The organism is Labrenzia sp. 011 (assembly GCF_003075075.1).
In the GTDB taxonomy this organism is placed as follows: Bacteria; Pseudomonadota; Alphaproteobacteria; order Rhizobiales; family Stappiaceae; genus Roseibium.
In genome coordinates this window covers 62,706-76,731 of record NZ_QCYM01000004.1, presented here as the reverse complement: position 1 = coordinate 76,731, position 14,026 = coordinate 62,706, and the positions used below count along the sequence as shown (strand labels likewise).

Annotated in this window: 14 protein-coding genes; 9 read left to right on the top strand and 5 right to left on the bottom strand. The window is 60.5% G+C overall.

The window, feature by feature from the left end; all coding sequences use genetic code 11:
- Positions 1–12: 12 nt before the first annotated feature.
- The 7 genes from DCO57_RS06540 (at position 13) to DCO57_RS06515 (ending at position 6,685) form a co-directional block, all read left to right on the top strand.
- The gene (locus DCO57_RS06540; RefSeq protein WP_116698066.1) at positions 13–1,251 is read left to right on the top strand and encodes an ABC transporter substrate-binding protein; all 1,239 of its coding nucleotides are present in this window, start codon (positions 13–15) and stop codon (positions 1,249–1,251) included.
- A 20-nt stretch (positions 1,252–1,271) separates the two neighbouring features.
- Positions 1,272–2,063, top strand: a complete 792-nt coding sequence (locus tag DCO57_RS06535; protein WP_116698065.1) for an ABC transporter ATP-binding protein — start codon at positions 1,272–1,274, stop codon at positions 2,061–2,063.
- Positions 2,056–2,769, top strand: coding sequence for an ABC transporter ATP-binding protein (locus DCO57_RS23500; protein WP_165814667.1), 714 nt, complete (start codon positions 2,056–2,058; stop codon positions 2,767–2,769). Before DCO57_RS06535 ends, DCO57_RS23500 begins: the two co-directional genes overlap by 8 nt.
- A gap of 62 nt (positions 2,770–2,831) precedes the next feature.
- Positions 2,832–4,031, top strand: a complete 1,200-nt coding sequence (locus DCO57_RS23495; RefSeq protein ID WP_165814666.1) for a Tm-1-like ATP-binding domain-containing protein — start codon at positions 2,832–2,834, stop codon at positions 4,029–4,031.
- Between the two features lie 15 nt (positions 4,032–4,046).
- Positions 4,047–4,868, top strand: a complete 822-nt coding sequence (locus DCO57_RS06525) for a phosphoenolpyruvate hydrolase family protein (RefSeq protein ID WP_116698064.1) — start codon at positions 4,047–4,049, stop codon at positions 4,866–4,868.
- Positions 4,869–4,986: 118 nt separating this feature from the next.
- Positions 4,987–5,709, top strand: a complete 723-nt coding sequence (locus DCO57_RS06520; protein WP_165814665.1) for a metallophosphoesterase family protein — start codon at positions 4,987–4,989, stop codon at positions 5,707–5,709.
- 211 nt (positions 5,710–5,920) lie between these two features.
- Positions 5,921–6,685: a sulfotransferase family protein gene (locus DCO57_RS06515; RefSeq protein ID WP_116698062.1), complete on the top strand. Its 765-nt coding sequence runs from the start codon at positions 5,921–5,923 to the stop codon at positions 6,683–6,685.
- A 270-nt stretch (positions 6,686–6,955) separates the two neighbouring features.
- Here the strand turns inward: DCO57_RS06515 and DCO57_RS06510 are convergent, their stop codons facing one another.
- The 5 genes from DCO57_RS06510 to DCO57_RS06490 all read right to left on the bottom strand — a co-directional run bounded on the left by DCO57_RS06510 (position 6,956) and on the right by DCO57_RS06490 (position 12,068).
- On the bottom strand, positions 6,956–7,798 hold the full coding sequence (locus DCO57_RS06510) for a metal ABC transporter permease (protein WP_116698061.1): 843 nt from the start codon (positions 7,796–7,798) through the stop codon (positions 6,956–6,958).
- Positions 7,795–8,658 carry a metal ABC transporter permease gene (locus DCO57_RS06505; protein ID WP_116698060.1) on the bottom strand — a complete coding sequence of 288 codons (864 nt, stop codon included), beginning with the start codon at positions 8,656–8,658 and terminating at the stop codon, positions 7,795–7,797. Before DCO57_RS06505 ends, DCO57_RS06510 begins: the two co-directional genes overlap by 4 nt.
- The gene (locus tag DCO57_RS06500; RefSeq protein ID WP_279629129.1) at positions 8,655–9,557 is read right to left on the bottom strand and encodes a manganese/iron ABC transporter ATP-binding protein; all 903 of its coding nucleotides are present in this window, start codon (positions 9,555–9,557) and stop codon (positions 8,655–8,657) included. Before DCO57_RS06500 ends, DCO57_RS06505 begins: the two co-directional genes overlap by 4 nt.
- Before the next feature lie 93 nt (positions 9,558–9,650).
- On the bottom strand, positions 9,651–10,508 hold the full coding sequence (locus tag DCO57_RS06495) for a metal ABC transporter substrate-binding protein (RefSeq protein WP_244287901.1): 858 nt from the start codon (positions 10,506–10,508) through the stop codon (positions 9,651–9,653).
- Between the two features lie 387 nt (positions 10,509–10,895).
- Complete coding sequence (locus DCO57_RS06490; protein WP_244287893.1) at positions 10,896–12,068, bottom strand: MFS transporter; 1,173 nt, start codon at positions 12,066–12,068, stop codon at positions 10,896–10,898.
- A gap of 248 nt (positions 12,069–12,316) precedes the next feature.
- On the opposite strand from DCO57_RS06490, the gene DCO57_RS06485 reads away from it, so the two are divergent.
- Positions 12,317–13,213 carry a LysR substrate-binding domain-containing protein gene (locus DCO57_RS06485; RefSeq protein WP_116698057.1) on the top strand — a complete coding sequence of 299 codons (897 nt, stop codon included), beginning with the start codon at positions 12,317–12,319 and terminating at the stop codon, positions 13,211–13,213.
- A 151-nt stretch (positions 13,214–13,364) separates the two neighbouring features.
- Positions 13,365–14,009 carry a TetR/AcrR family transcriptional regulator gene (locus DCO57_RS06480; protein ID WP_165814663.1) on the top strand — a complete coding sequence of 215 codons (645 nt, stop codon included), beginning with the start codon at positions 13,365–13,367 and terminating at the stop codon, positions 14,007–14,009.
- Positions 14,010–14,026 lie beyond the last annotated feature (17 nt).

The following is a 14,026-nucleotide window of genomic DNA, read 5'->3' as shown; positions in this document are numbered from 1 at the left end:
TGGGAGGAAAGAATGAAACTGAAAACCCTGACAGCCCTGGCACTTGCAGCGACGCTGCAAACGGGCGCAGCTCTGGCCGACGACACGATCAAGTTCGGAGCCATAGCAACACTTGAAGGCCCCTTTGCCGTTTTGGGACAGGAGGGGATCCGGGGCGTCGAACTCGCCATCGAGGAATTCGGCGGAGAAGTCGCCGGCAAGAAGATCGAGCTGATGGTCGGCTCCTCCAATGCCCAGCCGGACACCGCAGTTGCCGCGGCCCGCAAGCTCGTCGAACAGGACGGCGCCCAGATCGTCATCGGTCCGCTGTCCGGATCGGAAGGCCTCGCGATCAAGGATTATTCCAAGACCCAGCCCCAGGCTTCCTTCCTCAATGGCGGTTCGGCTGCGCAGGACACCACATTGCGTGATCCCTCGGAGAATTTCTTCCGCTGGAATCCGGACGGCGCCCAGTGGGTGGCCGGTCTCGGCGAATACACCTTCAAGGAAAAGGGCTACCGCAACATCGCCATCGTGGCGGAAGACTACTCCTTTCCCTATACGCTCGTGTTCGGTTTCATGAAGCCCTATTGCGAACTCGGCGGCAAGGTCGCGGAACGTTTCTGGGTACCGCTCGGAACCAAGGACTACAGCTCCGTCATCGCCAGCATCCCTGACGATATCGACGCAATTCTCGTCACGCTCGGCGGTTCGGACGCCATCAACTTCCTGTCCCAGTACCAGCAGGCAGGCGGCGAGAAACCCATGGTGGCCGGATCCATCACGGTTGACCAGTCCGTCCTGTCCTCGAAAGGACGCAGCAAGGACTATCTGATCGGCACGCCAACCTCCTCGCCGGTCGCCGACACCAACACGGCCAAGGAATGGACGGATTTCGTATCGGCCTACCAGGCAAAATTTCCCGAAGGGCTTCCGACACCCTCCCTCTTCGCCCAGGAATACTACGTCTCCACCAAGGCGGCCCTGCTGGCGCTCCAGGAAGTGGACGGAGACCTGTCCGACCAGCAGAAGGCGTTCCGTGCCGCCCTGTCTGACCTGACCTTCCTCACCCCGGCCGGCGAGCGCCATCTGGACGAGAACCGTCAGGTGGTCACTGACATTTTCCTGTCCGAAATCAGGCCGGGCGAAGATGGCGGACTGGTCTCGGAGCTGATCTCGGTCATTCCGCAGGTCAATCAGACCCTGGGCGACGACCGCGAAACCTTCCTTGCATATGGCCCGGTCGGCCGTGACAACCCCGAGTGCAAATGACCCGACAGGTAGCCGGTCACATGGATAAAGCTGCCGACAACATGCGCGCCCCTCAGGGGCGCGCATCCCCCGCCCTGGCGATCCGCAGGCTTGGAAAGAACTTCGAGGCTCTGCGTGCGGTATCCGATATCGATCTGGAGATCGGACGCGGAGAACGGCATGCCATTCTGGGGCCCAATGGCGCCGGCAAGACCACCTTGTTCAACCTGGTGACCGGCGACCTGTTGCCCAGTTCGGGCACGATCCTTCTGGACGGGCGGGATGTCACCAGATTGCCGACGCACCTCAGGATTCGCTCCGGTCTGCGCCGCACCTATCAGAAATCCCTTCTCTTCGGATCCCTGACCGTTGAGAAAAACCTGTTTCTCGCCGTGAGCGGCGTAAGGGGCCGGCGCCAGGCGCTGTTCCCCGGCCGTGCGGACAAATCCCTTTATGAGGAAGCGCATCGATGCGCGGAACAGGTCTATCTGACCGACATGCTGGACAAGACGGTCGACAACCTGTCCTACGGCCAGCAGCGCCAGCTGGAAATAGGAATGGCCCTCGTGGGAGAGCCGCATCTGCTGCTCTTCGACGAACCCGCGGCCGGATTGTCCCCGACCGAACGCACCCATCTGACCGATCTTCTGGAACAGCTCCCGCGGGATCTCTCCATCGGACTCATCGAGCATGATCTAGATATCGCCCTGAAGGTCGCCGACCGGGTGACCATCATGCAGGACGGCCGGATACTGGCATCCGGCACGCCGGCAGAGATTGTGGCCGACGAAGCGGTCCAGCGCATCTACACCGGGGAAAGTCACCATGGCTGATACACCGATCCTGGCGGTTGAGGATCTCCATGTGAGCTTCGGCCACGCCAGAATCCTGCAGGGCGTGAACATCAGGCTGGCCAGTGGCGTCCTGTCCGTGGTCGGCCGGAACGGGATGGGCAAGACGACCCTGTGCCAGACGCTGATGGGACTTGTGAGCGCCGCCTCCGGCTCCGTCAGACTGTCCGGCACGAACATCATGAACGCAGCGCCCCACAAGATCGCTGCGCGCGGTATCGGTTATGTGCCCCAGGGGCGGCGCCTGTGGCCCTCGCTCACGGTGGAGGACCATCTGCAGCTGGCGGCCGGACTGCGCAGCGGCCCCTGGACCACGGAAAGTGTTTACGAGATTTTTCCGCGCCTGGCGGAACGCCGGAACAACGGCGGTGCCAATCTGTCCGGCGGTGAACAGCAGATGCTCGCCATAGGCCGCGCCCTGCTGACGCAGCCCTCGCTGCTCGTCATGGACGAGCCGACCGAAGGCCTGGCGCCGGTGATCGTCGACCATGTCATCGAGACGCTGAAGACGCTGGTGGCGAACGGCATGGCGATCCTCCTGATCGAGCAGAACATCCGGGTCGCCTGCGACTGCGCGCAGGAAGTCGCCGTGATGGTCAACGGGAAGATCCAGACCACCGTCGCCTCGGAAAAACTTTACAGGGACAAGGCACTGCAAGGGGAGCTTCTGGGATTGGGGAGCGCCTGAACCTGTCTCACACCGGCGAACGCCCCAAGGCGGTCCGGAACATCATTCACGGGAGGAACGAAATGAAAAACATGATCATCGTGGCTGGTACATTCGACACCAAATCGGCCGAACTGAATTACATCCGCGATCTTGTCGTGGCCGCAGGCTGTCAGGCGCAGACGGTCGATCTGTCCACCAGCAGCGGCTACAAGTCCGCCGCGGATGTAACGCCCGGCGCCGTCGCGGCCCACCACCCCGACGGTGCCGGCTCCGTGTTCACCAATGACCGGGGCAGTTCGGTCGCGGCCATGGCTGTCGCCTTTGAACACTATCTTCTGGCAAACCCGGATATCGGCGGCATCATCGGCGCGGGCGGAAGTGGCGGCACGGCGCTGGTGTCTCTGGGAATGCGGGCTCTCCCCGTCGGCGTTCCCAAGGTGCTGGTCTCCACCGTCGCCTCCGGCGACGTGCGCCCCTATGTGGGGCCGGCCGATATCTGCATGATGTATTCCGTGACGGACGTGCAGGGCCTCAACAGCATTTCCCGCAAGGTCCTGGCCAATGCCGCCCACGCGATCGCGGGCATGGTGAGCACCCCCGTCCCGCCCGCAGCGGACAGCCGGCCCGGCATCGGGCTGACGATGTTCGGCGTCACCACGCCCTGTATCCAGGCCCTGTCGAAAGAACTGGAAAAGACCTATGACTGCTTTGTCTTCCATGCCACCGGCGTGGGTGGCCAGTCCATGGAAAAGCTGGTGGACAGCCACATGCTCAAGGCTGTGCTGGATATCACCACGACCGAGATCGCCGACCTGCATATGGGCGGGGTGTTTTCCGCCGGCGAAGAACGCCTTGACGCGATCATTCGCACGGGAATTCCCTATGTCGGCTCCGTCGGCGCCCTCGACATGGTGAATTTCGGCGCCATGGACACGGTTCCCGAACGCTACAGGGACCGCAAGCTTTACGTTCACAATCCGCAAGTCACCCTGATGCGGACGACCGTGGAGGAAAACGGGAAGATGGGCGCCTGGATCGCCGAAAAGCTCAACCGGATGACCGGCCCGGTGCGGTTCCTCTTGCCGCTTCGCGGTGTCTCCCTGATCGATGTCGAAGGGCAGCCGTTTTTCGACCCCGCTGCGGATCAGGCGCTGTTTCAGGCGATCGAGACCAATTTCAACCCGACCCCGGACCGCAAGCTGATCACCGTCGACGCAGCCATCAATGATCCCGTCTTCGTTGAAGCCGCCCTTGCGGCCTTCAATGAGATAAACAACTGAAGGACGACCTCCAAGATGAACAAGCAAACTATTCTCGACCGGCTGCGCGACAACATTTCCAAGGGCGTACCGATCATCGGCGGCGGCGCCGGCACGGGTCTTTCCGCCAAGTGCGAGGAAGCCGGCGGGATCGACCTGATCGTGATTTACAATTCCGGACGCTACCGGATGGCCGGGCGCGGCTCTCTCGCAGGACTGATGGCTTACGGCAACGCTAACGAAATCGTCGTGGAAATGGCATCCGAAGTGCTTCCGGTCGTGAAGAACACCCCGGTTCTGGCCGGCGTCAATGGCACGGATCCCTTCTGCAACTTCGACTGGTTCCTGAACCACCTCAAGGATCTGGGTTTCGCTGGCGTACAGAACTTCCCGACGGTGGGGCTGATCGACGGCAATTTCCGCAAGAATCTCGAAGAAACAGGCATGAGCTACGCTCAGGAAGTCGAGATGATCCGTCTTGCCGCCAGCAAGGATCTTTTCACGACGCCCTATGTCTTTTCGGAAGATGATGCAAAGGCAATGACCGAAGCGGGCGCGGACATCATCGTCTGCCACCTTGGCCTGACCACCGGCGGTGCGATCGGGGCCGAGACCGCTCTGACCCTGGACGACTGCGTCGACCAGATCAACGCCTGGTCCAGAGCGGCCCGTGAGGTGCGCGAGGATGTGATCGTGCTTTGTCACGGCGGCCCCATTGCGCAGCCGGACGATGCCACCTATGTCCTCAAGCGTTGCCCGGATTGCCATGGCTTCTACGGAGCCTCCTCCATGGAACGGCTTCCGACCGAAATCGCGCTGATCGACCAGACCCGCAAGTTCAAGGCAATTTCGCGGTAGCGCATCAAATCGAACCATGTGCGGCAGCAGGTGCCGCACATGGTTCGGCCGAAGTGCCTTTCGCCCGCACCGCGCCCGGCACTGCGGCTTCGAAGACTGGAAGAAGAAGGACTGCCCCGTGACAGAAGATCGGATCGTCTACGCCATCGGCGACATACACGGCATGGCAGGACTGCTTCGGAACCTCCTGGAGCGGATTGAAGCCCACGCGATACAGAGACAGGCCGTGCCGCAGCTGGTCTTCCTCGGAGATCTCGTTGACCGGGGGCATGAAAATGTCGCGGTGCTCGACACCGTTTGCGACTGTCTCGACCGGTACGAAGGCTCACGCCTGATCCTCGGCAATCACGACGAATATTTCCTGAAATTCCTCGATGGCACGCTTGATGCGGAGTCTCGCGGAAATTGGCACACCTATGGAGGCCTGGAAACACTCCGGAGCTACGGCGTTGACCCGGATGACGACGAAAAGACAGCTGCGGCGCGCGTGCGCGAACGCTATCCTCATCATTACAGGCTTCTGCTCGAGGCCGTTCCCTGCGTGGATCTGGACAGGTTCTTCCTGGTCCATGCGGGCGTCCGCCCCGGCGTTCCCCTGAATGCCCAGGCCCCCCAGGACCTGCGCTGGATCCGGGAACCCTTTCTCTCCAGCGAGGCGTCCTTCGGCAAGACCGTCGTGCATGGGCATACGATTACCAAATCCGGACGGCCCGAAGTGTTTCCCAACCGTGTGGCCATCGATACGGGCGCTTACGCATCCGGACATCTGACTGCAGCCGTCCTGCCGTCTCCGACGGCCGAGGCTGCTGCGGATCGGGATATCGCGTTCCTCAGCACCTGAATGTTCCGCTCGCAATTGATGCTTGCAGTCACCGGCTTGTTGCCCTGACAGGCGGCAGGATGCCGAGACAGCTGGTCCCTGAGACCGATGATGGGCTCATTGCCCCCATCGCGCTCCGGCACGAGACATCAAGGAATATTTGAGATTGCTAGAGTGAACTTTATTCCGTAAAATTCACTCTTAAACAGCTCGAAATATCAATATAGAACCAATGAAAAAACTTATCAGCCTTAAGAAACACAAACTAAAAAAAGCAATAGCCAAGAAGTTAATCTTAAGAAATGATATAAACCATAAGAATTTCTACAACGCAGATTGCGTCGCGATATTCCCGGAAATACGAGTTTGCTTCAACCGGATAAAGAAATCTGGCAACACGAGTGTCTGTGCGGTTTTTTCAGAGATATCTGGCTACCCCGAAGCCGCAAACACCATCGAAATGAAGCGCAGAATATCGACGCCCCACAGTCTCCGGCTGTCAGAGCTTCGCGACCTTCGCAACTATCATTCCTTTTTGGTGACCCGTGATCCATACACGAGAGCACTGTCCGCGTTTCTCGATAAGGTCGGGTCGGGCAAAGATGCTCTTTTTCAAAAGGTTCCTGGTTTTGGTGACGAGAGTCGAGAAGGGTTTGCGAAATTCGTCGACTTTCTTGGCAGCGGCGGAATTTCCTTTGACCGGCATTTCTGGCCGCAAACCGACCTGCTCTACCAACCGGTTCACAACTTCTCCTATGTCGCCAAATTGGAAAACCTTTCCCACGACCTTCCGGATTTCTTACAGAAAATCGGTGTGAGTGTTCCGACGCATTTACAGCTGGACCGCCCCCATAATCTGGAAAAGTCGGAGCCGGGCAAGGTGACCAGCGCACAGTCACGATTATCCCGCTACTACAACGACACGCTCTACCGTGACGTTGAGAAGATCTATCGGGCCGATTTTGATGAGTTCAACTATCACCGTCATTCAGCTTAGGCCAACGGCTCTTGGCAGCAGCATCTCCAGCAAAAGCAATTCCATTCCGTCCTGAGAGACCCCCAAAACGTCTGTTCTGAGACCGTGCCCCGGATCGCCGGAAGTTAGATTTTTCCGGCGCTGATCACACAACGGGCCAAGAGCGCCACCGGAAAGATGCAGCGTAATCGGAGCGTAGTCGGCATAGGCCCGGTCGCCTGCCACGAGGCTTTCCACCACCACGGCGGTGTCAAAGGCGGTTTGGCCTCACACCAGTGCGCGCCGTGACGCTCAGGCGGGATCGAGCGCGGATGCCCTGCGCGTCTGCAGCGTTCTGCGCAGGAACGCCATGATGAAGAACGACGTCAGGATCAGAATTACGGTCGGCGCCGGTGCACTGTCGAGGAAGAAGCTCGCATACGCCCCCGCCAGCATCGAGATCATGCAGACCGCGACGGAAACCACCAGCATGCGTCCGAAATTACGCACCAGCAGGAACGCGATGGCGCCGGGTGCAATCAGCAAGCCCACGGCAAGGATCAGCCCGGTCGCCGACAGCGTCGCCACGATGGTCAGAGAAAGGATCGTCAGCAGCCCGTAATGCAGAAGCCCCACCGGCAAGCCGGAGGCGCGGGCCTGGGCGGGATCGAAGGCATGCAGCATCAGGTCCTTCCATTTCAGAAGCAGGGCCGTGGTGACAAAGGCCGAGATCAGCCCCGCCGTCCACAGATCGTCCGCTCCGACGCCCAGCATGTTGCCGAACAGGATATGATCGAGATGGATATTGGTGTGGATCGAGACATAGATCACGATCCCCAGCCCGAACATGCCGGAGAAGACGACACCCATGACCGTGTCCTGCTTGACCCGGCTGTTTTCCGACAGATATCCCGTGGCAAGCGCAGTCACCATGCCGGCGCCGAAAGCTCCGATGATCAACGGAAATCCAAGCACATAGGCCAGCACGATTCCCGGCAGAACCGCATGACTGACCGCGTCACCCATGAGGGCCCAGCCCTTGAGCACGAGGAAACAGGACAGCAGGGCCGTGGGCACCGAAACGATCAGCGCGATCCAGAAGGCATTCTGCATGAAGCTGAACTGGAACGGCAGGAGAAGGGTCTCCATCATCACGTCACCTCGTCGGTCTGAAGGGCCTGTGCGGCCTTGCGCCGGGCTGCCAGAAGTCCGTGTTTGGGTGCCAGGATGAAGGTCGCCAGGAAAATCAGCGTTTGCAGCACGACGATGATCCCGCCCGTCGCTCCGTCGAGGAAATAGCTGATATAGGCCCCCAGAAAGCTCGTGACCGTGCCGATCAGCACCGAGGTGAGGATCAGCCGCGGGAAGCGGTCGCACAGAAGGTAGGCCGTCGCCCCCGGTGTCACCACCATTGCGATGACAAGAAAGGCACCCACCGTCTGCATTGCCGCCACCACGCAGGCCGAGAGCAGCACGAAGAAAACCGCCTTCAGCAATCCCGGCCGCAACCCGATGGAGCGGGCGTGGTTTTCATCGAAGAACACCACCATCAGGTCCTTCCATTTCAGCAGCAGGATCACCAGCGAGACAAAGCCGATGATCGCCAGTTGCAGCGTATCCTCGGGGGTGATCGCCAGGATATTGCCCATGGTGATGGTCTGGATCGAGACCGACATCGGGTTGACCGAGGCCATGAAGAGACCCAGTCCGAAGAACGAGGTGAAGATGATCCCGATGATCGCATCGACCTTGAGGCCGGAGCGGTCGGACAGGAACAGCATCGCCGCCGCCGCAAGCCCGCCGGAAATAAAGGCGCCCAGGGCAAAGGGCAGGCCGAGAATATAGGCCCCCGCCACACCCGGCACGACCGAATGCGAGAGCGCGTCGCCGATCAGCGACCAGCCCTTGAGCATGAGATAGGAAGACAGAAAGGCACAGACCCCGCCGACGAGTGCCGAGACCCACATGGCGTTGGTCATGTAACCATAGCTGAAGGGTTCCAGGAGCGTCATCATTTCTGCTCCTCCACCACCTTGATCTTGTCACCGTACTGCACAAAGGGCCGTTCGTCGTCGGACAGGATCGACAGTTTCCGGGCATCGTCGTCGTCATGCAGATCGGTACCGCCAAGCGTGAAGTGTCGCAGTACGCCGCCAAAGGCCGCTTCGAGATTTGCGTGGGTAAATGTCGTCTCCGTCGGGCCGTAGGCCAGCACCGTCCCCTTCACCAGAACGGTCCGGTCGCAGAACTCCGGCACCGTGCCCAGATTGTGGGTCGAAACGAGCATCACCCGGCCCTCGTCGCGCAGCTCGCGCAAAAGCGCGATGATCTGTTCCTCGGTCTTCACGTCGACCCCGGTGAATGGCTCGTCGAGCAGAATGACCTGCCCGTCCTGTGCCAGCGCACGGGCCAGAAAGACGCGTTTCTTCTGGCCGCCGGACAGCTCGCCGATCTGGCGATGGCGATAGTCCTGCATGTTGACGCGCCCCAGCGCGATCTCCACCGCATCGCGATCCGCCTGCGACGGGCGGCGCAGAAAGCCCATATGCCCGTAGCGGCCCATCATCACCACGTCCTCGACCAGCACGGGAAAGGACCAGTCCACCTCTTCCGACTGTGGAACATAGGCGACGAGATTCTGCTTCAGCGCCTGTTTCACGCTGAGACCGAGCAGGCGGATGTCTCCCCTGGCGACCTGAACAAACCCCATGATGGCCTTGAACAGCGTCGACTTGCCCGACCCGTTCACACCGACCAGGGCGGTGACGGTGCCGCGCGGGATCTCGAAGGAGGCATTCCGCAAGGCCGTGTGGCCGTTGCGGTAGGTGACGGTAACGTCCTGCGCCTTTATTCCCGCCCCTGAATCGCGCCCCCCCGGCAAACCTGGACTTGTCATCTCGATTTCGTGTTTCATCTTGAACTTTCTACCGGAAGGGCCGGCATCGGAAACGGTAAGATCCGGTCGGGCAGCGATCCGCCCGGCCAGCCCCCTTCACGAAAAGGGCGTCTAGTTCATGCCGGCCTTGAGCCCGTCCGCAACCGTCTGTGACGTGACCTTGAGCAGATCGAGATAGCTGGGCACGGGACCGTCCGGCTCGGACAGGCTGTCCACGTACAGCACGCCCCCGTAGTGCGCGCCCGTCTCCCGCGCGACCTGCTCGGCCGGAGCCGTATTGACAGTGCTCTCGCAGAAGACCACGGGAATATCGTTGTCCTTCACTCCGTCGATCACCCGGCGCACCTGCTGTGGCGTGCCCATCTGGTCGGCATTCATCGGCCACAGGTAAAGCTCCTTCATGCCGAAGTCACGCGCCAGATAGCTGAACGCGCCTTCGCAGGTCACCAGCCAGCGCTGCTCCTCGGGAATCGCCGCGATCTTCTGGCGCAGCGGTTCCAGCGTGGCCCGCAGTTCGTCCTTGTAGGCCGAGGCGTTCGCGACATAGGTCGCCGCATTCTCCGGATCCTGTTCGACAAAAGCCTCAAGGATATTGTCGATATAGACCAGCGCGTTGTCCAGCCCCATCCAGGCGTGCGGGTTGGGTTTACCCTCATAGGCACCAGCGGCGATGGAGATCGGATCAATGCCTTCGGTCAGGGTCACCGAGGGTGTATCGTCGAGATTGCTGAGGAACTGCTCGAACCAGAGCTCCAGATTCATGCCGTTCCACAGAATGAGATCCGCATCCTGCGCCCGCACGATGTCCTGCGGTGTCGGTTCATAGCCGTGAATTTCCGCGCCCGGTTTGGTGACCGAGACCACATCGGCCGCATCGCCGGCCACGTGCTGCGCCATGTCCGCCAGCACCGTGAAAGTGGTCACCACCTTCATCCGGTCCTCGTCGGCAAAAGTGGAACCGGCCGTCATTGCGGTCACGGCCGCAGCCCCCAACAAACGCTTTATCATGGTCAAAGTCATGAAAACTTCCTTTCCGCTTCACCGGTCTGAACATCCGTCCGCCACCCGCAGGAAAGTCAATTAATTGCGAGTGCTTCGCAATATCAATAACCACCGCCGCGGAAATTGCAACTGCAAATCATTCGCAATTGCAATTTCCGTTAACGGCCACCGACCATGTGCTGTCGAATGCGACGGAAAGCAAAGAAGAAACAGGCCGCCGGCCAGGGGCAGACGCCAGCCTGCCCTCCTGCAAGCTGCTTTACGCAAAGCCGCAGAAACCCGCGTTGCCCGAACCAGCGGCTGCGCTTTCCTCTGGTGATGGAGACCGATCCGCCTCGACCCGGGCCGTTTGTTCTAGGCGTTCAAATCCCGGTCAATGTCAGGCAGCAAGGCCGTCAGAAAGCCAAGGAACAAAATGGCGGACAGGTAAGTGAACACCTGCTGCATTCCGATCTGGTCGGCGAGGGCCCCCAGTGCCGCCGCCCCGAGCGCGCCTACTCCGAACGCGAACCCGAAGACGAAACCGGCGACCATGCCGACTTTTTGCGGCAGCAGCTCCTGTGCATAGACGACGATGGCCGAGAAGGCGGAAGACAGGATCAGTCCCACGACGATGCTGAGAACAATGACGCCCCACAGGCTGGCGTGGGGCAGGACAAGCGCGAAAGGCAACGCGCCCACGATAGACCCCCAGATGACCTTCCTGCGGCCGACGCGGTCTCCGACCGGGCCACCGAAAAAGGTGCCGACCGCGAGCGCACCAAGGAAAAGGAACAGGACTGTCTGCGCCTCCGAGATCGACAGTCCGAACCGGTCAATGAGGTAAAAGGCATAGTAGCTCTTGAACGTCTCGATGTAGACGAATTTGCTCAAGAGGAGGGCACCGATGACTGCAAACGAGAGAATCAGGCGCTTCCTTGGCAGTTGCGAGGTCCATTTCCGCTGCGCCCCGGCTGATTGCATCATTCGCTGGTGATTGGTGAACCACCCTGCGACCCGGATCAGGATCATGACCGCGGCGACGGCAAGCAGACCGAACCAGACGGTGCTGATCTGCCCGAGGGGCAAAACGAACAGGGCTGCGGCAAGAGGCCCGAGAGCTGTTCCCGTATTGCCGCCGACCTGGAAGCTGGACTGGGCGAATCCGAGCCTGCCGCCGGAGGCCATGCGGCACACGCGCGAAGCTTCCGGGTGGAAAAGGGCCGAGCCGATACCCAGAACGGTGGCCGCCAGGAGCAGGAAGACAAACGAACCAGCGGTCGCCAGCATCACCACGCCCACGGCCACCACTGTCATCGAAACAGCAAGCGCATAGGGCTTCGGCTTCAGATCGCCGTAAAGCCCCATGACCGGCTGCAGGATGCAGGCTGTGATCTGCTGGGCCAGCGTGAGCAGGCCCAGCTGAAAATAGGTGAGCGCATATTGTGTCTTCAGGACCGGGTAGAGTGCCGGCAGCAGGAACTGGATCAGGTCGTTGATGAGGTGAGTGCCGCTAACGGCCAGAATGACCGAATATGACGTTGGCATCAGTATTTCTCGGTGTGTCGTCATTGAAATTCCCGGTGTTGTCCCGATATGGCCGATCCGCTACCGGAGTAGGGGCGAAGCGACATCTCCGGCCCGGTTACTGCCAGTTCAGAGGGAAAGCGGGCCAGCGGTGGTTCGTTTTCGTGGGGATGCCGCCAGAGCGGCTTGAGCGGCATAATGGCCTATTCGCAGGTTTGTTTCTCGCCAGAAGGAAACCTGCTATAGTGTAGAAAATCTACAGGATAGACATGCCGGACTCTCGCAGGTCATTGCCACCACTCAACGCCTTGCGCGCCTTCGAAGTGGCCGGGCGACAACTGAATTTCCGCAAGGCATCCGAAGAGCTTGGCGTCACCCAGGGAGCGGTTGCCCAGCAGGTACGGCTGCTGGAGGACCATCTGGGCATTTCATTGTTCCAGCGATTGCCCCGCGGAGTTGCACTGACCGCCCGGGGCGCTGCCTATCTTTCCGAAGTCACCCGCGCATTCGACACCCTGAACAAGGCAACAGCACAGCTTCATGGCCGCGCCGAAACCCTGACGATCAGTGTCACGCCGACATTTGCGACGAAATTGCTGATCCCGCGTCTCTCCGGGCTCCAGACGGCGCTGCCCGGAGTGGAATTGCGCACCGTCGCAACAGTGACCGTCTCCGACTTTGACCGTGAACAGGTCGACATCGCGGTGCGTCAGACACGGCCGCCGTTCCCCGCCTCTCTCGAGACCCATTTGCTGTTCCGTCAGGACCTCGTTCTTGTGGCCAGCCCGCATCTGCTGAAAGACGTCGGCCTGCCCGTGACCCGCGCGCAGATCAGGAGCCTGCCGCTGCTTCACGATGCCGACAATCACTGGCCAAAGTTTTTCGGCACGGGCGGGAAACTGCCCGGGGCTGTTTTCAACCAGACATCACTTGCGCTCGATGCCGCTCTTGCGGGTCAGGGAATTGCGATTGCCTGTCAGGCCTTCGTGCAGGCGGATCTGGATACGGGACGACTGATCAAGGTCTGCCCGGCCGGGTTCGAGGTCGGTTCGGATTTCTACCTCGTGCGGAAACGCTCGCCGCACCCGCGCGATACCGTCGACGCAGTCTGGGCCTGGTGCCTTGCCAATTATGCCCCGGATGAAGCCGGGACCGCAACAGACTGACAGCGGGATCGGGTTCCGATCAGCGAAACCGGAACCGGCGAACCCGTCCCGCTGCCGTGGCAATTGGCCCGGGCCCCCGCGCAGAAGTCAAACGGCGTTTGAATTTGCGGCATGAACCGTCTACATCGTTTTCATGAACCGAGGAGAGGTCATGGAATCGGAATCCACACGCCAGCGCTTGCTTTCCAATGCAGAACGGCTGATGGCCGAAAAGGGGATCGCGGCAACGTCCGTGCGCGAAATCACCGATGCTTCGGAGGCGAATGTCGCCGCGGTGAACTATTATTTCGGCAGCAAGACGGAACTCCTGCTCGAAATCCTGAAACGCCGGTTTCTGCAACTTGATGCCGAGCTGCTGGAGCGCCTGAACGCGGTCACCGCACGTAACAACACCACGGCACCCGATATCGCCGAACTGACCGGCGCCTATTTCGACGCCCTGGTCAATCTCGGCTTCGATCCCCGAACGGGTCGGCGTGACCCATTCATCTATCTCATCCAGCGTGCCTCCTCCGAACAGGAAGCCGTACTGACCAGAGCCCAGGACTACACGGCCCCGGGCATTTCCAGACTGATCGGCCTGCTGTTGGCAACCACACCGCAGATCGACCGGGAAATGCTGCAGGCACCTGTGCTGATCGGGCTGATGTTCACCACGTCCGTCGACGCCATGGAGGCAATGGCGGCGGAAGAATCGAACCCTGCCCTGGTCGGGGCGATCCGCGCGTTCCTTGTTGCGGGCGTAAAGGCATATCTTTCGCGCCTGGAGACGACAATCACAAGCCGGGGAGCTTGAATTCCCGGACCGCATTT